Below are 19,059 nucleotides of genomic sequence, written 5' to 3'. Positions count from 1 at the left end.
CCCGAGGCCTCCTCCGGCACTGCCGAAATTTGAAGTGCGAAAGGTATAGTTGAATCCGCGCCTATAAAAAACATTTTGACCATAAAAATCACTAAAATATTCAATTAGTTATACTTTCGAATCACTTTCCCAATGAGTAATCCAAAAGATTTACCTGATTACTTTCGTGATCTTCGTGGACTGACAGCTGGATTTAGGATTAACGCAAACACGAGCTCTAACCCGTAACAGCACCCCTCGGAGAACGAATCACCAAGGCATCACCGACCCTTCGTATTTGATGAAACTACCGCTTTGCCGAAGCAAAAAAGCATCGATCATCTTACGCATGCCGGTGACGCTCTCATCGGCATCGATCAAACCGTTTGGTCCGCCCATATCGGTTCTGACCCAACCCGGATGAAAAATCAGCACGCCTACTCCGCGACCCATTAAATCGATCGACACACTTTTCATCGCGGCATTCAACGCGGCCTTGCTGGAACGATACAAAATACTGCCGCCGCTGGAATTATCGGCAATACTGCCCATTTGACTGCTCAAAGCCACGATCAATTTTTTATCGCTACGCTGAAGCTGCGGCAAAAAAGCCTCGCTCATTTTAACCGGCGCCTGCGTATTGACCAGCAGGGTATGCGACCACGCCTGATAATTCAAACTGCCGAAACGGCCTCCCGACTTATCGCCGTAAACGCCGGCATTATTGATCAACACGTCGATGGCGTCATCGGCCAATCGAACCGACAAGGCATCGATTTGCGCGAAATCGGCAACATCCAAGGCTTCGATTTGAATCGTGGCATAATTCTCAGCCAATGCCTGTAATTGATCGGCGCTATCGGGATGCCGGCACGCCGCGATAACCCTGTCACCCGCCTCGGCATATTGGCGGCAAAATTCCAAACCTAAGCCGCGATTGGCTCCGGTAACTAAAATAGTTTGCATGGTACTGACTCCTTATCGATGACAAATTTTTATCCTAGAAAAAGCATTTCACCATGAAGATCATGAAGAATAGGAAGTTAATTCAATAGCTTATTACGCGTTTGTATAGAACTTTCGCTCACCAAAAAGGTTAGCGAGAAGGATTTGGTAAGCTCTTGGAATCCTTCATGAACTTCATGTGCTTCATGGTTAAACTGCCGAATTCAGGTTTATGATTGTTCCTTAGCCAAGGCGACCTCGATACCATATATTGCCACCCGACGTTTGGTGGCTTTCCCTCACCTAGCGTTAGGTGAGAGACGATCTGGGGATCGCTCCCACAGAGCTTCCGGCCTCCTTGTGGGAGCGACGCCTTCGTCGCGATTGTCGAAGCCACTGATGCTCAATATCGGCAGATTTTTCAAACAGCACTGTTCTCCGGTATTTAATATCTTCTGTTCAGCAAGTTTTGCTTTCCGCTAACCGCCGCCTCGATGATATACCCGTGAAAGACGGCGACATAAAAATGTCGACATCCTGTTCAGATACGCGTCAAACTCGAATTCAACGCGTAACTGCGGCAAGCGAGGCTTGCCCAACACACGATCGGAGGTGCTGCGCATACGGATCTTCAGCAACCTCCCTGATTCTTTTAACAGCCATGTTTGGGCATCGACCGAATAGCCGTCGGGCAATAAAACCGACAAATAATTTAACAGTGATCTTCATGAGCGCTAAACTAACACATATCAAGGTGTTTCAGTCATTCACTTTCAAGATTCGATATGCTCATTCTAACCGCAAGCGACATCCGAGACATAACCCGCCATATTGGTCTTGAGCAATTTATTAACCGAGCGACTGCCTCGTTGAAACAAGACTTCGGCCGCTGGGATTCGTACTGCCTATCGCCTCGCTATGCTACATATTTTCCGCAAGGGGTCATAGAACTGATGCCTTGTAGCGATAACGAATTTTATACCTTCAAATACGTCAACGGCCATCCCGGTAATGTTTTAAACGGTAAGCTCAGCGTTGCCGCGATTGGCCAAATCAGCGATGCCGGCAACGGCTACCCTTTAATGCTTTGCGATATGACCTTGCTGACCGCGATAAGAACTGCAGCGACCAGCATGCTAGCGGCAAGTTATCTCGCACGCAGCACTGCCAAATCATTGGCTGTCATCGGCACCGGCGCACAAGCGGAATTCCAGACGGTCGGCTTCGCCGGCAATTATGCGCTGGAAAAAATTTTTTATTTCGATATCGATAGCGGCGCCATGGTTAAATATGCCCGAAACTTGGCAGGTCTGTCCTTAGATTTAATTCCATGCGGCAGTATCCTCGAAGCCGTGCATGGTGCCGATATCGTCACTACCGCAACAGCCGCCAAACATCGACAAATGCTTTTCGGCCTTCAAGAGATCGCGCCAGGCACGCATATCAATGCAATCGGCGGCGACTGCCCCGGCAAAACCGAATTACCGGCGCAACTGCTAAGACAAGTCAAACTCGTCGTCGAATATACGCCGCAAAGCTTGATCGAAGGCGAAATTCAACAAGGCGATGCCGGATTGATCCATGCCGAATTAGCGGAGTTGGTTTGCGGAACGAAAATCGGTCGTGACAATAATCGAGAAATCACGCTATTCGATTCGGTAGGTTTCGCACTGGAAGACTTTTCGATACTTCGCATCGTCTACAAACTCGTGACAGAATTTAAGTTCGGAACCGAAATAGCCATGCTACCCGAAGTGGAAGACCCTAAAGATCTATTCGGTTTTTTGGCTTCCTGAAAAGACTTCACGTACTATTCGCCGATACATGGCTTCAGCCTCAGCTCAAATAATCCCGGCTCATCCGCCATCAATACGGTTAATTTTTTAATCACCCAAGACATGAATACAATCAATTCCGAAAAACCCGTTTCTTCCGACAAAGCACCGCCTAAAATGCCCGGCGCATTGCCGTTGATCGGGCACATGCTCGACTTCGGCAAGAATCCCTTCAACTATATGATGAAGCTTAGAAATACGCTCGGAGAGATCGGCGAATTCCGCATGTTTCATCAACGCATGGTGCTGATGACCGGACCCGAGGCGAACGAGGCGTTTTTTCGCGCGCCCGACACGCAACTCGACCAAAGCCAAGCTTATAAAATCATGACGCCTATTTTCGGCAAGGGCGTGGTCTTCGATGCACCGCCGAATAAAAAAGATCAACAACTGAAGATGCTGATGCCAGTGTTGCGCGATAAACCGATGCGCGGCTATGCGCAAATCATCGTCGCCGAAGTCGAGCAAATGGTTGCCGACTGGGGCGACAGCGGCGAGATCGATTTATTGGAATTCATGAAGGAATTGACGATTTACACATCCAGCCACTGCCTGCTCGGCAACGAATTCCGCTATGAATTGAATGAAGAATTCGCTCAAATCTATCACGATCTCGAAAAAGGCGTAAATCCCCTCGCCTTCGTGTTTCCCTATTTGCCGCTGCCGGTCTTCCGCCGCCGCGACAAGGCGCGCACCAGGCTTCAGGAACTGGTCACCGGCATCATTGCCAAGCGCGCACAAAAAACCGAGAAGAGCGAAGACGCCTTTCAACTCTTGATCGACGCCCGATATGACGACGGCAGCCGCCTGTCGCCTCATGAAATCACCGGCATGCTGATCGGTACGATCTTCGCCGGACACCATACCACAGCAGGCACCGCCGCATGGACGCTACTAGAACTGGCACGCCGGCCCGAGCACATGCAAGCCGTATTGAGAGAACTGGATCGATTATTCGGCGCGGACGGCGAAGTCACTTTTCAATCCCTGCGCGAAATGCCGTTGCTGGAAAATGTCATCAAAGAAGTCTTGCGCCTGCACCCGCCGCTGATATTCTTGATTCGCAAGGTCATGCAGGATTTTCATTTCAAGGATTACACGATCAAGGCCGGGAAATATGTCTGCACGTCGCCGCGCGTATCGCATCGCATCGAGGAAATTTTTCCGGAACCTGAAAAATTCGATCCCGAGCGCTATACCGAAGCGCGCCAAGAAGACGCCAAGCCGTTCAGCTGGATCGCGTTTGGCGGCGGCAAACATAAATGCACCGGCAATGCGTTCGCGATGCTGCAACTCAAAGCAATCATTGCCGTATTGCTGCGCCGCTATACCTTCGAGTTGACAGACGCCAAAGACCACTATCAAGATGACTTTACGCAAATGGTGGTGCAACCGGTATCGCCGTGCCGGGTACGTTACCGCAAACGTCAAGCCATGAGCGACACCGCCACCCAAGCATCGGAAGTCGACACGGCCGAAAAAACCCCGACCGGAGAATCCTTTCGGATCATCATCGACCGCGAACTTTGCCAAGGCCATGCTACCTGCATGAGCGAGGCGCCTGAACTGTTCCAGGTCGACGACGACGGCAACTTGACCGTGTTACAAGAAAACCCGGCGCTGGATTTGTTGAACAAAGCCAAGCAAGCCGAAAAATATTGCCCGACCCAAGCCATTAAAATTCAATTAAAATAGAGAGCGAAAATGCCCGCATACCCAAGAGAAGAACTGGAAGAAATGGTCGAACGCTGGCTTCAGGCCAACCGGGACGCCGAAAAAGAAGGCAATTGGCCCAAACACCTCGGCCCGATGTATACCGACGACGCCGAGTACCGTTGGAATATCGGCCCGAATGAAGAATTCGTCGCGCGCAGCCGTAAAGAAATCGAAGAATGGGCATTAGGCGTACAAATGGAAGGCTTCGAAGAATGGCGTTATCCTTATCACCGCATCCTGATCGACGAAAAAATCGGTGAAGCGATAGGCTTATGGACCCAAGTCTCTCCTGCTTTGCGCGATGACGGCACACCTTATCAAGTCGAAGGCATCGGCGGCTCGTGGTTCCGTTACGGCGGCAATTATCAATGGGAATGGCAACGCGACTTTTTCGATCTGGGCAATGTGAAAGCCTTATTTTTCGAACTGGCCGCCGACGGCAAGCTCGACCCCGCCGTCAAACGAAAAATCGGCAAGTTGGCCAAAGGCCAGTTGTTGCCGGGTCATGAGCGCCTGCGTAAACCGCCCAGCTTCGGAAAAAAACTGAAAGGTTTTTTTGCGATGGTGCGGATCGCGTTGTTTAATCGATGAAATCCTAGAGACTCGCGCGAAGGCGCCATAGCACGGAGATTTTCGCTCTTTCCTTTGGCAGGCCGGGGTTTTCAACCCCGTCCGAAACAAGCCGAAAGGCTTAGGCCAAACCGAAACGTTGGGGACGGGTTAAATAACCCGTCCCGCAGGGGTAACCCGACTTGACGTTGGCTATCTGTCGGGTTGCGCATACGCTAACCCGACCTACGCAACTATAAACTCGACACTTCAGGTAATATTCACACTTGAAGCCTATAATTGCGCGAGCCAATGAACCAACGATACCGAAAATAGAGCGCTCCACGAAATCAATTAAATAGCTTCGCGATTTTCGTATATTTTTTGGACAAAATGCTTTTTATAGGTTCATTTCCAATTTTGTAATAACAATAAAAAACCATGTTGACTGTAAAACCCGCTTGGAAAAAATGGCGTCTTTTGAATGACAATGGACGGCATATCTGGGCATTCAAGCCCGTCTCCGATCAAATCGATCAACATCTGCACAATGCCGAAACGGTCTCGGACGAAGAAATCGCACAATTTGCCGAAGATTTCCGCTTCGATTCGTCGTTCAATCCGAATTCCGCCGACCAGGTCTATCGGCATTGCGCAATCAACAATCAATTTCAGCCTTTCGACGGTCTCGTTCCGCAAGCAAAAAGCGCCGAAGATCAAGTCGTTATCGACTCTATCGTCAAGGGCATTAACTATTTTTCATACTTACAATGCGAGGACGGGCATTGGCCGGGCGATTACGGCGGCCCGCTGTTTCTGTTACCCGGCTTATTGATTGCTTCCTATATCAGCGGGACGCCATTCCCTAAGGCACACCGCGAAATGATGAAACTTTATATTTTCAATCATCAGAATCCCGACGCCGGCTGGGGCATGCATATCGAAGGCGAGTCGACAATGTTCGGCACGGTCATGCAATATGTTTCGCTACGCATACTCGGCGTCGATAAAGAGAATCCGGCCATCCTCAAGGCCCGAAACTGGATCGAAAACAACGGCGGGGCAACCGGCGTTCCTTCCTGGGGCAAGTTTTACCTGGCGGTGATGAATCTTTACGATTGGCGAGGCTTCAACAGCCTGTTTCCGGAAATGTGGTTGCTGCCGAAATGGCTGCCGATGCATCCGTCGCGCTACTGGTGCCATTGCCGAATGGTGTACCTGCCGATGGCCTATTGCCAGGCTCACCGGATTCAAGCCCCCGAAGACGAACTGATACTAAGCTTGAGAGAAGAACTCTATGAAAACTTCGACTCGATAGACTGGCCGAAACAACGCGATGCCGTATGCGATAAAGACCGCTACTATAAGCCGTCGGGCGTACTCAAATGGATGAATTTGTTCACGAACGCTTACGAAAAATTCGCCAGCTCCCGGCTTAGAAAAAAGACGACCGATTACATCCTCAAATACCTCGACGCCGAAGATCAACAAACTCAATACATCGATATCGGCCCGGTCAGCAAGGCAATCAATTCGATATGTATCTGGCATGCCTACGGTAAGGACTCCGACCGATTTCAACGCCATGTGGAACGCTGGTACGATTATTTATGGGTTGCCGAGGACGGCATGAAAATGAACGGCTACAACGGTTCGCAACTTTGGGATACGGCGTTAGCGACCCGTGCTATTTTGGAAAGCGACTTGGGCAAACAATTTCCGGAAACGATTGTCAAAAGCTATCGTTTCATCGAACGCTCGCAAATCAAGTCCGAACACCCAACGCATGCCGAGTTTTTCCGTCACCCGATGATCGGCAGTTGGCCGTTTTCGACAGCAGACAACGGCTGGCCGGTATCGGATTGCACCGCGGAAGGCTTAAGCGCGGCTTTGGCCGTACACCGTTCCGGCCTGGTTGAAGCGGTTATCGACGAGCAGCGGTTGAAACGAGCTATCGACATCATTCTGTCTTACCAAAATACGAATGGCGGCTGGTCGACTTATGAACCGACACGCGCGTCTCAGTGGCTGGAAAAACTCAACCCTTCTGAAGTATTTGCCGATATAATGATCGACTATTCCTGGACGGAATGCAGCGCCGCTTGCCTAATTTCGCTGATGGAGAGTCAAGAAGACTATCCCGACTATAAAAATAATGAAATACGCAAGGCGATAAACGCCGGGCTCGGTTTTATCATTAAGCAACAAAAAGCCGATGGTTCCTGGTATGGCGGCTGGGCCGTCTGTTTTACCTATGCGACTTGGTTTGCCGTGGAGACATTGAGCAAGGCTTTAAATAAAGGCTATTTCGATGACGCGATTTTAATCAACAGCATCAACAAAGCTTGCGCTTTTTTAGTTGGCAAACAAAAAGCCGACGGCGGTTGGGGGGAAAGTTTTAAATCATGTTCCGAATTGGTTTATACCGAAGCCGAGACTTCACAATCGGTCAATACCGCCTGGGCAGTATTGGCTTTACTGTCAGGAAATTTTCAAGATAAATCGATTATCGACAAAGGAATCCGCGTTTTATTGAATAAACAAACCGAGCTAGGCGACTGGCCTCAAGAAAATATTTCCGGCGTATTTAACTATAATTGCATGATCACTTATGCGAATTATAGGAATATTTTTCCTATTTGGGCGCTGAACCGATACTGTAGGATCTATAATTAAAGGATGTTAGAACAATGATGATGCGTATCAAGTAACTAAAAATGGAACCAAATTTCGACATTTGCATTATTGGCGCGGGCATGGCAGGCGCGACAATCGCCGCTTATCTAGCGCCCAAAGGTATCAACATCGCGTTGATCGATCACTGCTACAAAGAGAAAAAACGAATTGTCGGCGAGCTGTTACAGCCAGGGGCCGTATTATCGCTGGAGCAATTAGGTCTCGGGCATTTATTACACGGTATCGACGCACAACCGGTCGAAGGCTATGCGCTGCTGCAAGGCAATGAGCAAACGACCATACCTTATCCAACGCCCAATCATGGCATGGGCTTGCATAACGGTCGCTTTCTACAACAAATTAGAGCCGCAGCCTTACAAAACTCTTCGGTTACAAAAATTCAAGGTAAAGCCTTGAGTTTATTGGAGAACGACCAAAACGAAATCATCGGTGTAAATTACCGCGATTCGGTTTCGAACGAAATCAAATCTATTTATGCACCGTTAACCATTACCAGCGACGGTTTTTTTTCTAATTTTAGAGAGCTTCTCAGCAACAACGAAAAAACCGTTACCTCTTACTTTATTGGTTTGATTTTAAAAGACTGCGAAACCCCCGTACCCAAGCATGGCCATGTGTTTTTATCGGGGCCGACACCGTTCATTTGTTATCCGATTTCCAGTAATGAAGTCAGGCTTTTAATCGACTTTCCTGGTGACCAATTTCCCAGAAAGGCATTCCTGCAGGCGCATTTAGAAACAAATGTAACGCCTTACATTCCCGAAGGCATGCAGACTAGCTACCGACACGCCCTACAAGAAGACCGGCTTAAGGTCATGCCCAATCACTACATGGCGGCCAAACCGAAAATACGTAAAGGCGCGGTCATGCTCGGCGATGCATTGAACATGCGTCACCCTTTAACCGGCGGCGGCTTGACAGCGGTATTTTCGGACATAGAAATATTGAGCGCGCATTTACTGGCCATGCCCGATTTCAACAACACCGATTTAATCTATCAAAAAATCGAAGCTTACTACCGCGACCGGCAATATGCCAACGCCAACCTTAATATTCTTGCTAACGCGCTATATGGGGTCATGTCCAACGATTTACTCAAAAATGCGGTATTCAAATACCTGCAACGTGGTGGGGTAAACGCGAAAGAATCGATTGCGATATTGGCCGGCCTAAATAAAAATCATTTTTCATTGATGAAGCAATTCTTTTTTGTCGCGCTTTTCGGCGCTTATACCTTAGTGCGAGAAAACATTAGCAACCTGCCCAAGGCCACTAAAATATTATCGGATGCGTTGACCATTATTAAGCCTCTAGCAAAAAACGAGCTGTCACTAGTGGGGATTTTTAGCGATTATTTCAAGCGTTAACTCCGCCGGATCCATAGCGTAAATTGCTTTCGTACTTTGGTAAAATGTTGCCTACCAAACGATAAATCTAGATAACGCATTACGCCATGAAGATCATGAAGTAACATGAAGAATTAAACTTTTAATTTTATAGCCTTTTTCTTCATTGCCTTCATGTTCTTCATGTTCTTCATGTTCTTCATGGTGAATACATTTTTTATGATGTGTTCGTCAATACTTTGACAGCCTCTATGGCTTGGGAAACTCTTCACTTAAGCTCTTGCTTACCGGTTTCGAGAAGCTAGAGCTTCTCGTACTGCATTCCCAAGCAAAGAGCTTGGGAACAAGCGAGTCGCGGGCTTGGTAAATAGCAGCGTTATCACAACCGTACCTACGCTCAAACAAAGCGATGGGTTTCCGCTTCGCTACTACCCATCCTACGGCACCGGAAGCTTGGTAGGCAGTTAATGTAAGATGGGTAGTTGCGTAGCCCGGATGGAGTGCAGCGCAATCCGGGAGGTTTGAAGCCACCCAAGCTTCAGCCAGGGAAAGAGCGGATGCGGGCCCGTCCGGAATGTTTCAACCTAGAAAAAACATTTCACCATGAAGATCATGAAGAATAGGAAGTTAATTCAATAGCTTATTACGCGTTTGTATAGAACTTTCGCTCACCAAAAAGGTTAGCGAGAAGGATTTGGTAAGTTCTTGGAATCCTTCATGAACTTCATGTGCTTCATGGTTAAACTGCCGAATTCAGGTTCAACCGTGGCCGAAGCAAGCCGAAACGTTGGGAACGGGTTTATTAACCCGTTCCGCAGGGTAACATAAATAATAAAACTTTTGATTTTATAACATTTTTCTTCATTTCCTTCATGTTCTTCATGGTGAATAATTTTTTATAATGTGTTCGCCAATTTCGATAGCCAATCGTTCGAAATGATCCGGCGATTTTCTTAAGTACATGCTGTTTTCGCCGACCAGTCCGATCAAATAATACGGTAAGGCCATGCGCGAATAGGGTGCTTCCGGCTTGTATTAACCCAGCTTTAACAAGTGTAGTGCCTACCGCCTATGCTATTGAAATATAATAATTAAAAATCATGCCAAATTTAACTTTGTAGTACCATAAAATTAATTATTACATATTATTCAATAACCTATTGACGCGCAATATTAAGGCTGGGTTAAGTTAACTTTATACTTCCATTTCGATTTATTTATGAAAAAAATTTATTTGTTGCTGGGATTCTTTTTGTTCGCCGCAGCCCCCGAAGCCTTCGCATTCCGCTGCGGACAAAGGATCGTCCAAACCGGCGATCATATCAGCGATGTTCGAATGAAATGCGGCGAACCCGACTATGCCGATAAACGCTTTGGCGTTTCGGGTAGTCGTTTTCGTTTTCCGCAAGGTACGCTCGACATATCCGAATATCAGCAAATCACGATCGACGAATGGGTCTACAACTTCGGCCCGAGAAGGCTCAAGCAACAGCTGATTTTCGAAAACGGTATATTAATGGAAATTCGTAGCATCGGTTACGGCAATTGATCGGCAGGCGACATTTCAGCTAGGCTGTCGAAATTTTCCGATTTTCATGTCAGAACAAATGACTGTTTTATGGCTTTTGAGAAAATAACTAGCGCTTTATAACCCTGTGATAATCAACAATTTTCAAGATAGTTTGAGCGCCGTGGAGTGCGCATCGCGCACCCTACACCTGGCGCTTAATAGCCTATGAACACCAACAATTTCAAATATATCTCAGTTTAATAATACGGGAACACAGCAACTAGCTAAAAATGGCATTTTTCGAAAGCCTACATTTCAGCTCAATCCGACAGATCGACGAAGCCGTGCAAACCGCGTTTCGATTTGACCGCCAACCATTCTTTTAATTCTTTGAGCTCTTCGGTTTCTTCCAAATCGTCGAAGCTCTTTTTACTGCGAAGCCGGCGAAACGCCGTTTCGAGCACCTTGTAACGTTCTCCGGTAATCCCGGCGCGCCTGAGACCGATCGTATTCAAACGGTAATGCCTGGCCGGACGTCCGCCGATCAACATGAACGGAATCACATCCATGTTGAGCCCGGTCGTACCTTGTACGATGGCATAAGAGCCCACTCGGCAAAATTGATGCACAACTACGGCACCGCCCATGAATACTTTGCGCCCGATTTCAACATGGCCGCCGATCGCGACATTGTTGGCGAATATCGTGTTATCCCCGATCGAGCAATCGTGCGCGACATGGCTGTTGTTCATGAAATAACAGCCCGAACCGATGCGCGTCGCGCCGTTTTCCTTGGTCGCCCGATGCGCGGTAAAGCCCTCCCTAAATTGATTGCCATTACCGATTTCGAGCCACGTTACGGTTTCGGGATTGAACCCTAAGTCTTGCGGCAGGCCGCCGAGCACGGCATGCGGATGCACTATATTGCCTTCGCCCATCTTGACATAACGTTGCACGACTGCATGCGGGCCGATTTGGCAGTGCGCACCGATGTCGACATCGCTTTCAATGACCGCGAAGGGCCCTATCGTGACGTCTTCGCCTAATTTTACGTTTTCTGCAATGCAGGCTGTCGGATGAATGTTTTGCGCCATCTTGGCTTATCCTCTCGGGTGAAATTTTGCGTGGAGATCTTTCAGTCGTTCGCGCGCGATATGCGTGTAAATTTGCGTCGTCGATAAATCGGAATGGCCCAACAACAATTGCACGACGCGCAAATCTGCGCCATGATTCAGCAAATGCGTCGCAAAGGCATGCCGTAGCGTATGGGGCGACAGCTCCTTGACGATGCCGGCTTCTTTCGCGCGGCGTTTGATAATATGCCAAAACGCCTGCCTTGTCATGCCGTCGCCTCGATTCGTCACGAATAAAAAAGCGCTTTGCCGCTCGCCGAGAATCGACGGACGTATCGTTTGCAAATAGCCTTCAAGCCATTCCATCGCCTCTTCGCCGAACGGCACCAAGCGCTCTTTATTGCCTTTTCCGGTAATCTTGACGACGCCTTGCCGAAGGCTGACCTGCTCCAAACGCAAACCGACCAACTCGGAAACCCTAAGTCCCGTCGCATAGAGCATTTCGAACATCGTTCTGTCGCGGTAGCCTAAAGGGTTCGACGTTTCGGGCGCCTTAAGCAAGGCTTCGACATCGTTTTCCGATAATGAAGACGGCAATTTTCTGCCGATATAAGGCATGTCGATCAATGCGGTCGGATCGACGCTGATCCGGTTTTCCCGAAGCTGATAAGCATAAAAACGCCGCAATGTCGACAGTAACCGAGCACTTGAACGGCTACCGATGCCTTGATTATATCTGAAGGCCAGAAATCGAGAAATATCGCCTCCTCCCACTTCCAACAGCGAGATGTTCTTGAGCCACTGCGCGAAAATAGTTAAATCGCTACCATAGGCAGACAAGGTATTGTTGCTAACGCCTTGCTCGGCCCACAACGCATCAAGGAACTGGTCGATCAAATCGCTGGGGTTCATTGATTAAACGAAGCCTCGAAAGCCAATAATTGGAGTTTAACAGCCATCGACTCGCCTTGTGTTTGTCCCGAGTAACCGCCGGGGCCGGTTACTGAAACAACCCGATGGCACGGCACAATCAACGGATAATCGTTTCTCCGACATGCGCCGCCGACCGCTCTCGGCGCGGAATCTAAGACTTTAGCCAAATCCTTATAAGTCAACGTCGTCCCGAACGGAATCCTGAGTAATGCGTCTTGAACGGTTTGCACGAATGGGCTGCCGCGCCGTAACAGTTTGAGTTCCACGATAGCATTAGGCTCTCGCCAATAATTTTCAACCGGATCGAAGCTTTGTTTATCGTCGTTATCGAGGCTGGAGACCATGGCTGGCCCACCGGGCAACCAATCGATGCCGCAAATTACCTCGCCGCACCGCTGTACCGACAGTTTTCCGGCAGGCGTTTGGAGTATTCGAATATTTTTGGCCCCCTGGCACTCGCTGACCCAGTGAACGATGAAAGGCATATCGCGCTCCCATTCTTAAAAAGAATTGTCGTATCGATTAACTGTCTGTAAAAAGTGATTGAACCACGAAATACTCGAAAGTCACGAAAATTTTCACCAGTTTATAGTTACCATGGTACGCACAGCGTACCCTACAATTTATGAATAGCGATGAGCGGTCCTCCGTGGGAACCCATACCTTAGCTCACTGCCATTAAGTTAAGGATTTTTCCGTTCGCCCTGAACCTGTCGAAGGGTGAATGGAAAAATCCTGGGTCGATAAGTTAAGCCGTCCATGGTTCGACAGGCTCACCACGAACGGCTTAACTTAATGGCAGTGATACCTTAGCTGCCTAGGCAAGATCGGTATGTTGGCGCGTGGAAGCAAGGAAATCCAGGTTTTTCCGGCAATAAAAAAGGCAGCCAAGGCTGCCTTTTTTATTGCCGGAACGAAGCAAAATCTCGACTTAAATTTTTTCTTTAATACGAGCGGCTTTACCGGTCAAGTTCCGCAGATAATAAAGCTTGGCGCGACGTACATCACCGCGGCGTTTAACTTTGATATCGCTGATAATAGGGCTGTGCGTTTGAAAAACCCGCTCGACGCCTTCGCCGTGAGAAATTTTTCTAACAGTAAACGCAGAGTTCAGTCCACGATTGCGTTTTGCAATCACGATGCCCTCAAAAGCCTGAATTCTTTCGCGATCGCCTTCCTTTACCTTAACATTGACGACTACAGTATCGCCCGCGCCAAATTCAGGAATATCATTTCTTAATTGTTCTTTTTCCAATACATCAATAATATTGCTCATCACCACACCTTAATTAAACCAATTCCACAATAAACTCTTGCAGCAGTTCGTATTCCACATCACTCAACTGCTTGTTTTTTAATAATTCAGGACGTCTCTGCCAAGTTCGCCCCAACGCTTGCTTCAGCCGCCAGCGCTCGATATCCGCATGATTACCGCTAAGCAGAACTTCCGGGACGACTCGACCTTCGATATTTTCCGGCCGTGTAAAATGCGGATAATCCAGTAAGCCATCCATATGCGAATCTTGAAGGGCCGAGTTCTCATCACCGAGCACGCCAGGCAATAAACGCGAGACTCCATCGACAACGATCAATGCAGCTAACTCGCCGCCGCTGATAACATAATCGCCCAGGGACCATTCTTCATCGCAAACCGTTTCGATAAAACGCTCGTCGATACCTTCGTAACGCCCGGCAACTAATATTAATTGCTCGCAATGGACCGATTCATTCAACAAGCTTTGCGTAATGGGTCTGCCTTGCGGGCTTAAATAAACGACTTTTGCACGGTCGCCAAAGCCATTCTGTTTCGCTTCGCTAACCGCGTCAAAAAGCGGTTGATACTTCATGACCATGCCGGGGCCGCCGCCATAAGGTCGATCATCGACTGTCCGATGCTTGTCGTAAGTATAATCCCGAGGATTCCAAGTCTCCAAACGGACCACACCGTTGTCTATCGCCTTACCGGTAACGCCGTATCTCGACGCGGCCTTAACCATCTCGGGAAACAGCGTAATTACATCGAAACGCATCGACCGTCGACTAAAAGTCAGGATCCCAATCGACCGTCAAGCATTTGCCGTCCAAATCGACCTCCAGGACTGTCTGCCCCATTAAAAACGGAATCAAACGTTCCCGATCTCCGCTCACCACCAAAACATCATTGGCGCCGGTTTCAAACAAGTGATCGATCACCCCCAATTCCACACCCGATTTCGTGATGACATTGAGACCGACAAGGTCAGCCCAATAGTATTCATCTTGTGCAAGTGTAGGCAACTGATCGCGTTCGATATAAATTTCCCAACCAATCAAACTTTCCGCAACATCTCGATCGTCGACAGCTTCAAGATGGGCGACTACATTTTTACCTTGTCGCTGCCCCTCTTTAACTTTAACAGACTTGATCTCCCCGTTTTTTCTTAGCTGCCACGCCGAATAGGACAAAACATTTTCCCGCGGTTCGGTGTAAGAAAAAATTTTGACCCAGCCTTTTAAGCCGAAAACGCCGGAAATTTCTCCGACAAGGATATACTGTCGATCGGTCAAATTTTAAGCTACTGCTTTTTTAGCGGTTTTAATCAAACTGGCAACACGATCCGATGGCTGAGCACCTTGACCTTGCCAATAAGCAACACGCTCAATGTCTAATTGTAGCTTTTGCTCATTACCACGCGCTAATGGGTTAAAAAAACCGACGCGTTCGATATAGCGTCCGTCACGACCACATCTGCTATCAGCGACAACGACTTGATAAAAAGGGCGATTTTTCGCGCCGCCTCTGGAAAGACGAATGGTTACCATCTAAAATCCTCAAAAAACATTAATCAAAAATTTAATCGGCCTATTTTACGCATTTTTCTGCATAAGTGAAGGATAATTTACATTCTCATGCCGCGCATATTACTTTGCATACCTCGCATCATATTCGCCATGTTGCCTTTTTTGAATCGCTTCATCATTTTTTCCATCATTTTGTGTTGCTTTAAAACACGATTGACGTCTTGCAATTCTTGGCCGCAACCGGTCGCGATACGCTTTTTACGATTACCTTTAATCAAGTCCGGATACCTGCGCTCCTGCATCGTCATTGAATTAATGACGGCAATTTGACGCGCCAACTCTTTATCGTTGACCTTATCTTTCATTCCCTGCGGCACTTGATTCATACCGGGCAGCTTTTCCATCAATGAACCGACGCCGCCCATGCTTTGCATTTGCAGCAACTGCTCACGTAAATCCTCTAGATCGAAGGTCTTGCCTTTCTGAATTTTTTTCGCCAGCTTCTCGGCTTTTTTCTTATCGATCTTTTGTTCGATCTCTTCGATCAAACCGAGCACATCGCCCATACCCAGAATACGTGACGCGACACGATCGGGATAAAACGGCTCCAATGCATCGGTTTTTTCGCCGACACCGATGAATTTGATCGGCTTACCGGTGATATGGCGAATCGACAAGGCCGCACCGCCGCGCGCATCGCCGTCGGCCTTGGTCAAAATAACGCCGGTCAGCGGCAAGGCATCATGGAATGCTTTTGCCGTATTGGCGGCATCTTGGCCGGTCATGCTATCGACGACAAACAAGGTTTCGATTGGATCGATCGCGGCATGCAACGCTTTGATTTCACCCATCATTTCATCATCGATATGCAGTCGACCCGCGGTATCGACGATCAGCACATCGAGAAATTTCTTTTTCGCCGCATCCAAAGCATTATTGACGATATCGATCGGCTTTTGCGAAGCGTCGCTGGCAAAAAAATCCAACGACAAATCGTCAGCCAGCGTTTGCAATTGTTTAATCGCGGCCGGGCGATAAATATCGGCACTGACCACGCCGACTTTTTTCTTATGCTTTTCCTTCAGAAAGCGGCCTAATTTTGCCGCCGTGGTCGTCTTACCGGCACCTTGCAGACCGGCCATTAAAATAACAGCGGGAGGATTGGCTTTTAGATTAAGCCCTTCATTCTCCTCGCCCATAACCTTGATCAGCTCCGACTGAACCAGCTTGATCATCGCTTGTCCCGGCGTCAAACTGGTTTGCACTTGCTGCCCGAGCGCCCCCTCCCTAACACGCTCGATGAACTCGGTTACCACAGGTAACGCGACATCGGCTTCAAGCAAAGCCATGCGGACTTCGCGCAATGTGTCTTTGATATTGGTTTCAGTCAGACGACCCTGACCTTTAATCGTTTTAAGCGTACTGCTTAGGCGGTCGGTTAAATTATCAAACATATCGGCATCTTTTATTTATGATTCAAACGGATGTTCGCTAACGCAAATCGGTTAGAACTATTCAGTCGGATAGTTTAACATAACCCTTTAAGATCGCCTTTCGATTATTCCTTATCTCTCGCCAACGCGACCATGAACATAACAGCCATAGGTATCTTTTCCATTCTGAGCTATTTAGCCGCAACCGGCTTTTTGATTCGAGAAACCGTTACCGAGAATACACAAAAACCTTCGATTTACTTAGGTTGGCTCGGTGCATCCGCCCATGGAGCCTACACCTTAGTCATCATCGAACGACAAAGCGGACTGAATTTCGGTTTTTTTGATACGGCATCGCTAGTCTCCATGCTGGTCGCCTTGTTAATTCTTTTTGCCACATTCGATAAACCGGTGGAAAAACTTGGCATTGCGGTATTTCCAACGGCTGCGATACTGCTCGGCTTGGATATGATCTTCCCCTTCAAAGCCCAGACAAGCTTGCGCTACAACTGGCCGATGAGCGTACACATCCTAACCTCGATCGCCGCCTTTAGCCTATTGAACGTCGCGGCTTTACAAGCCATGCTTTTGGCCATTCAAGACCGACAACTTCGCAGTCACCAGCCTAAACGCCTCATTCGCTCTCTGCCGCCGCTGCAGGCGATGGAATCGTTATTGTTTCAAATGATCGGAGCCGGCCTTTTTTTTCTAACGATCTCGCTGGTCAGCGGCGCCTTGTTTATCGACGATTTATTTGCTCAACATTTAGTACATAAAACCGTGTTATCGATCGTCGCATGGATCATTTTTTCCGGCTTATTGTTGGGCAGAATCCGATACGGGTGGCGCGGACAAATTGCTATCCGCTGGACATTGGCGGGATTTGTACTGCTGCTGTTGGCTTATTTCGGCAGTAAGTTGGTTTTAGAGATTTTTCTGCAAAAGCGCTAACGCTCAGAACCGGCGAAAAACCGAACACCCCATTTGTCGGGCGTCAATATTTTGCCGCCCGCCCGGCAAACCCACTCAATTACAACCATAAATAACTGATAGATAAATTATTTATCAACATGGCATAACAATCGCTTATCCCGAAATGACTTCTTAAATTTCGTTTTCATTTTGGAGAATCGCTATGTCAGGCATGGTAATCAATACGAACATCGCTTCTATCAATAGTCAGCGCATGCTGACTCAAACCAACAATAACCTCAAAACTTCAATGGAGCGCCTCTCGTCAGGGCTTCGCGTTAACAGCGCAAAAGACGACGCCGCCGGATTAGCGATTGGTAATAAAATGACTTCGCAAATCCGAGGCATGACAGTCGCAATCAGAAATGCAAACGACGGGATTTCGATGGCGCAAACGGCTGAGGCCGCAATGGGATCGATTACGGAAACCATACAACGCATGCGTGACCTGGCTGTGCAATCGTCGAACACAGGATCGGTGAATGCCGCCGACCAAGCCAAGTTACAAACAGAATTTGAACAATTACAGAGCGAGATTAGCCGAATCATTACCAATACCGAATTTAACGGTAAGAAAATTTTGAATGGAGGCCTCTCGGGAATGGTCTTTCAAGTGGGTGCTAACACGACTTCGGACAATCGAATTTCGATTACCGTCAATAACCTAGCCTCAGCAACCTCAACCGGTTTGGGCTCTATACTAATGACCTCCGTAGTGATCGGCGGCTCAGCCGGAACGAGCGCAGGTGTTACACCAAAGACCGCTAGCGCGATTGGAGCAGTCATTGATGGCTTAGATAAGGCGCTAACTACAATCGATACGTTTCGCTCTACCCTAGGTGCCATGCAGAACCGTTTTACCACGACGATCAGCAACCTACAGTCTTCAATCGAAAATCAAAGCGCCGCGCGGTCACGGATCATGGATGCCGATTTCGCGGCTGAAACCGCCGCATTAAGCAGAAATCAAATACTGCAGCAAGCCGGAACAGCGATGCTAGCCCAAGCCAACCAATCGAAGCAATCGGTTCTCCAATTACTACAATAGACTCCTTATCATTGAGCTACTCCCTTTATACTAAAAAATAGCTAATTTTATGAAGATATAGGGAGTGGCTAGCGAGAATGTCGGCGCTACCATAGACGGGTTCACCCAGCACCTAAATTCCATAATCGATTGGCTATAAGTTAGTTCTCTTGGATAATTCATCCAGCACCTAAATAAGCCATGATTTTGATTCATTGCCAAAGACCTATGGAATTTAGGTGCTGGATTTAGGTACTGGGCTC

18 protein-coding genes are annotated in these 19,059 nt (G+C 48.0%); 8 read left to right on the top strand and 10 right to left on the bottom strand.

Annotated features, from left to right (window positions below):
* Positions 1 to 249: 249 nt before the first annotated feature.
* A complete protein-coding gene (locus WJM45_RS04080; RefSeq protein WP_341327711.1) occupies positions 250 to 945 on the bottom strand; it encodes an SDR family oxidoreductase in 696 nt (231 codons plus the stop codon).
* Positions 946 to 1,709: 764 nt separating this feature from the next.
* Here WJM45_RS04080 and WJM45_RS04075 point away from each other — a divergent pair.
* The 5 genes from WJM45_RS04075 to WJM45_RS04055 all read left to right on the top strand — a co-directional run bounded on the left by WJM45_RS04075 (position 1,710) and on the right by WJM45_RS04055 (position 9,088).
* Positions 1,710 to 2,720, top strand: a complete 1,011-nt coding sequence (locus WJM45_RS04075; protein ID WP_341327710.1) for an ornithine cyclodeaminase — start codon at positions 1,710 to 1,712, stop codon at positions 2,718 to 2,720.
* Positions 2,721 to 2,822: 102 nt separating this feature from the next.
* Entirely contained in the window at positions 2,823 to 4,454 is a 1,632-nt protein-coding gene (locus WJM45_RS04070; protein WP_341327709.1) for a cytochrome P450, read from the top strand.
* Between the two features lie 9 nt (positions 4,455 to 4,463).
* Positions 4,464 to 5,066, top strand: coding sequence for a nuclear transport factor 2 family protein (locus WJM45_RS04065; protein WP_341327708.1), 603 nt, complete (start codon positions 4,464 to 4,466; stop codon positions 5,064 to 5,066).
* A gap of 399 nt (positions 5,067 to 5,465) precedes the next feature.
* The gene (locus WJM45_RS04060; protein WP_341327707.1) at positions 5,466 to 7,700 is read left to right on the top strand and encodes a terpene cyclase/mutase family protein; all 2,235 of its coding nucleotides are present in this window, start codon (positions 5,466 to 5,468) and stop codon (positions 7,698 to 7,700) included.
* 41 nt (positions 7,701 to 7,741) lie between these two features.
* Positions 7,742 to 9,088 carry an FAD-dependent monooxygenase gene (locus tag WJM45_RS04055; protein ID WP_341327706.1) on the top strand — a complete coding sequence of 449 codons (1,347 nt, stop codon included), beginning with the start codon at positions 7,742 to 7,744 and terminating at the stop codon, positions 9,086 to 9,088.
* Between the two features lie 858 nt (positions 9,089 to 9,946).
* On the opposite strand, the gene WJM45_RS04050 is transcribed toward WJM45_RS04055, so the two are convergent.
* The gene (locus WJM45_RS04050) at positions 9,947 to 10,075 is read right to left on the bottom strand and encodes a hypothetical protein (RefSeq protein ID WP_341327705.1); all 129 of its coding nucleotides are present in this window, start codon (positions 10,073 to 10,075) and stop codon (positions 9,947 to 9,949) included.
* A 211-nt stretch (positions 10,076 to 10,286) separates the two neighbouring features.
* Here WJM45_RS04050 and WJM45_RS04045 point away from each other — a divergent pair, with 211 nt between their 5' ends.
* Entirely contained in the window at positions 10,287 to 10,616 is a 330-nt protein-coding gene (locus tag WJM45_RS04045; RefSeq protein WP_341327704.1) for a DUF2845 domain-containing protein, read from the top strand.
* A 281-nt stretch (positions 10,617 to 10,897) separates the two neighbouring features.
* Here WJM45_RS04045 and lpxA read toward each other — a convergent pair whose 3' ends face one another.
* The 8 genes from lpxA to ffh all read right to left on the bottom strand — a co-directional run bounded on the left by lpxA (position 10,898) and on the right by ffh (position 16,818).
* On the bottom strand, positions 10,898 to 11,671 hold the full coding sequence (lpxA, locus tag WJM45_RS04040) for an acyl-ACP--UDP-N-acetylglucosamine O-acyltransferase (protein WP_341327703.1): 774 nt from the start codon (positions 11,669 to 11,671) through the stop codon (positions 10,898 to 10,900).
* 6 nt (positions 11,672 to 11,677) lie between these two features.
* The gene (gene xerD / locus WJM45_RS04035; RefSeq protein WP_341327702.1) at positions 11,678 to 12,562 is read right to left on the bottom strand and encodes a site-specific tyrosine recombinase XerD; all 885 of its coding nucleotides are present in this window, start codon (positions 12,560 to 12,562) and stop codon (positions 11,678 to 11,680) included.
* Positions 12,559 to 13,068: a methylated-DNA--[protein]-cysteine S-methyltransferase gene (locus WJM45_RS04030; RefSeq protein ID WP_341327701.1), complete on the bottom strand. Its 510-nt coding sequence runs from the start codon at positions 13,066 to 13,068 to the stop codon at positions 12,559 to 12,561. Before WJM45_RS04030 ends, xerD begins: the two co-directional genes overlap by 4 nt.
* 446 nt (positions 13,069 to 13,514) lie before the next feature.
* Entirely contained in the window at positions 13,515 to 13,859 is a 345-nt protein-coding gene (gene rplS / locus WJM45_RS04025) for a 50S ribosomal protein L19 (RefSeq protein ID WP_014147258.1), read from the bottom strand.
* A gap of 13 nt (positions 13,860 to 13,872) precedes the next feature.
* Positions 13,873 to 14,613, bottom strand: a complete 741-nt coding sequence (gene trmD, locus WJM45_RS04020; protein WP_341327700.1) for a tRNA (guanosine(37)-N1)-methyltransferase TrmD — start codon at positions 14,611 to 14,613, stop codon at positions 13,873 to 13,875.
* A 10-nt stretch (positions 14,614 to 14,623) separates the two neighbouring features.
* Positions 14,624 to 15,130 carry a ribosome maturation factor RimM gene (gene rimM / locus WJM45_RS04015; RefSeq protein WP_341327699.1) on the bottom strand — a complete coding sequence of 169 codons (507 nt, stop codon included), beginning with the start codon at positions 15,128 to 15,130 and terminating at the stop codon, positions 14,624 to 14,626.
* 3 nt (positions 15,131 to 15,133) lie between these two features.
* Positions 15,134 to 15,385 (bottom strand): 30S ribosomal protein S16, encoded by a 252-nt coding sequence (gene rpsP, locus WJM45_RS04010; RefSeq protein WP_014147255.1) that lies wholly within the window; start codon positions 15,383 to 15,385, stop codon positions 15,134 to 15,136.
* 77 nt (positions 15,386 to 15,462) lie between these two features.
* Entirely contained in the window at positions 15,463 to 16,818 is a 1,356-nt protein-coding gene (ffh, locus tag WJM45_RS04005; RefSeq protein WP_341327698.1) for a signal recognition particle protein, read from the bottom strand.
* Between the two features lie 132 nt (positions 16,819 to 16,950).
* Between ffh and ccsA the strand changes: the two genes are divergently transcribed.
* Positions 16,951 to 17,748 (top strand): cytochrome c biogenesis protein CcsA, encoded by a 798-nt coding sequence (ccsA, locus tag WJM45_RS04000; protein WP_341327697.1) that lies wholly within the window; start codon positions 16,951 to 16,953, stop codon positions 17,746 to 17,748.
* A 184-nt stretch (positions 17,749 to 17,932) separates the two neighbouring features.
* On the top strand, positions 17,933 to 18,817 hold the full coding sequence (locus WJM45_RS03995; RefSeq protein ID WP_341327696.1) for a flagellin: 885 nt from the start codon (positions 17,933 to 17,935) through the stop codon (positions 18,815 to 18,817).
* The last annotated feature ends 242 nt before the right edge of the window (positions 18,818 to 19,059 follow it).

This window comes from Methylotuvimicrobium sp. KM2 (assembly GCF_038051925.1).
Lineage (GTDB): Bacteria > Pseudomonadota > Gammaproteobacteria > Methylococcales > Methylomonadaceae > Methylotuvimicrobium.
This window is presented reverse-complemented; position numbering and strand designations above follow the sequence as displayed.

What these genes read in the sequence shown, in the direction of transcription:
- WJM45_RS04080 (WP_341327711.1), bottom strand. Translation starts at nt 945, where the DNA reads ATGCAAACTATTTTAGTTACCGGAGCCAATCGCGGCTTAGGTTTGGAA.
- WJM45_RS04075 (WP_341327710.1), top strand. Translation starts at nt 1,710, where the DNA reads ATGCTCATTCTAACCGCAAGCGACATCCGAGACATAACCCGCCATATT.
- WJM45_RS04070 (WP_341327709.1), top strand. Translation starts at nt 2,823, where the DNA reads ATGAATACAATCAATTCCGAAAAACCCGTTTCTTCCGACAAAGCACCG.
- WJM45_RS04065 (WP_341327708.1), top strand. Translation starts at nt 4,464, where the DNA reads ATGCCCGCATACCCAAGAGAAGAACTGGAAGAAATGGTCGAACGCTGG.
- WJM45_RS04060 (WP_341327707.1), top strand. Translation starts at nt 5,466, where the DNA reads ATGTTGACTGTAAAACCCGCTTGGAAAAAATGGCGTCTTTTGAATGAC.
- WJM45_RS04055 (WP_341327706.1), top strand. Translation starts at nt 7,742, where the DNA reads ATGGAACCAAATTTCGACATTTGCATTATTGGCGCGGGCATGGCAGGC.
- WJM45_RS04050 (WP_341327705.1), bottom strand. Translation starts at nt 10,075, where the DNA reads ATGGCCTTACCGTATTATTTGATCGGACTGGTCGGCGAAAACAGCATG.
- WJM45_RS04045 (WP_341327704.1), top strand. Translation starts at nt 10,287, where the DNA reads ATGAAAAAAATTTATTTGTTGCTGGGATTCTTTTTGTTCGCCGCAGCC.
- lpxA (WP_341327703.1), bottom strand. Translation starts at nt 11,671, where the DNA reads ATGGCGCAAAACATTCATCCGACAGCCTGCATTGCAGAAAACGTAAAA.
- xerD (WP_341327702.1), bottom strand. Translation starts at nt 12,562, where the DNA reads ATGAACCCCAGCGATTTGATCGACCAGTTCCTTGATGCGTTGTGGGCC.
- WJM45_RS04030 (WP_341327701.1), bottom strand. Translation starts at nt 13,068, where the DNA reads ATGCCTTTCATCGTTCACTGGGTCAGCGAGTGCCAGGGGGCCAAAAAT.
- rplS (WP_014147258.1), bottom strand. Translation starts at nt 13,859, where the DNA reads ATGAGCAATATTATTGATGTATTGGAAAAAGAACAATTAAGAAATGAT.
- trmD (WP_341327700.1), bottom strand. Translation starts at nt 14,613, where the DNA reads ATGCGTTTCGATGTAATTACGCTGTTTCCCGAGATGGTTAAGGCCGCG.
- rpsP (WP_014147255.1), bottom strand. Translation starts at nt 15,385, where the DNA reads ATGGTAACCATTCGTCTTTCCAGAGGCGGCGCGAAAAATCGCCCTTTT.
- ffh (WP_341327698.1), bottom strand. Translation starts at nt 16,818, where the DNA reads ATGTTTGATAATTTAACCGACCGCCTAAGCAGTACGCTTAAAACGATT.
- ccsA (WP_341327697.1), top strand. Translation starts at nt 16,951, where the DNA reads ATGAACATAACAGCCATAGGTATCTTTTCCATTCTGAGCTATTTAGCC.
- WJM45_RS03995 (WP_341327696.1), top strand. Translation starts at nt 17,933, where the DNA reads ATGTCAGGCATGGTAATCAATACGAACATCGCTTCTATCAATAGTCAG.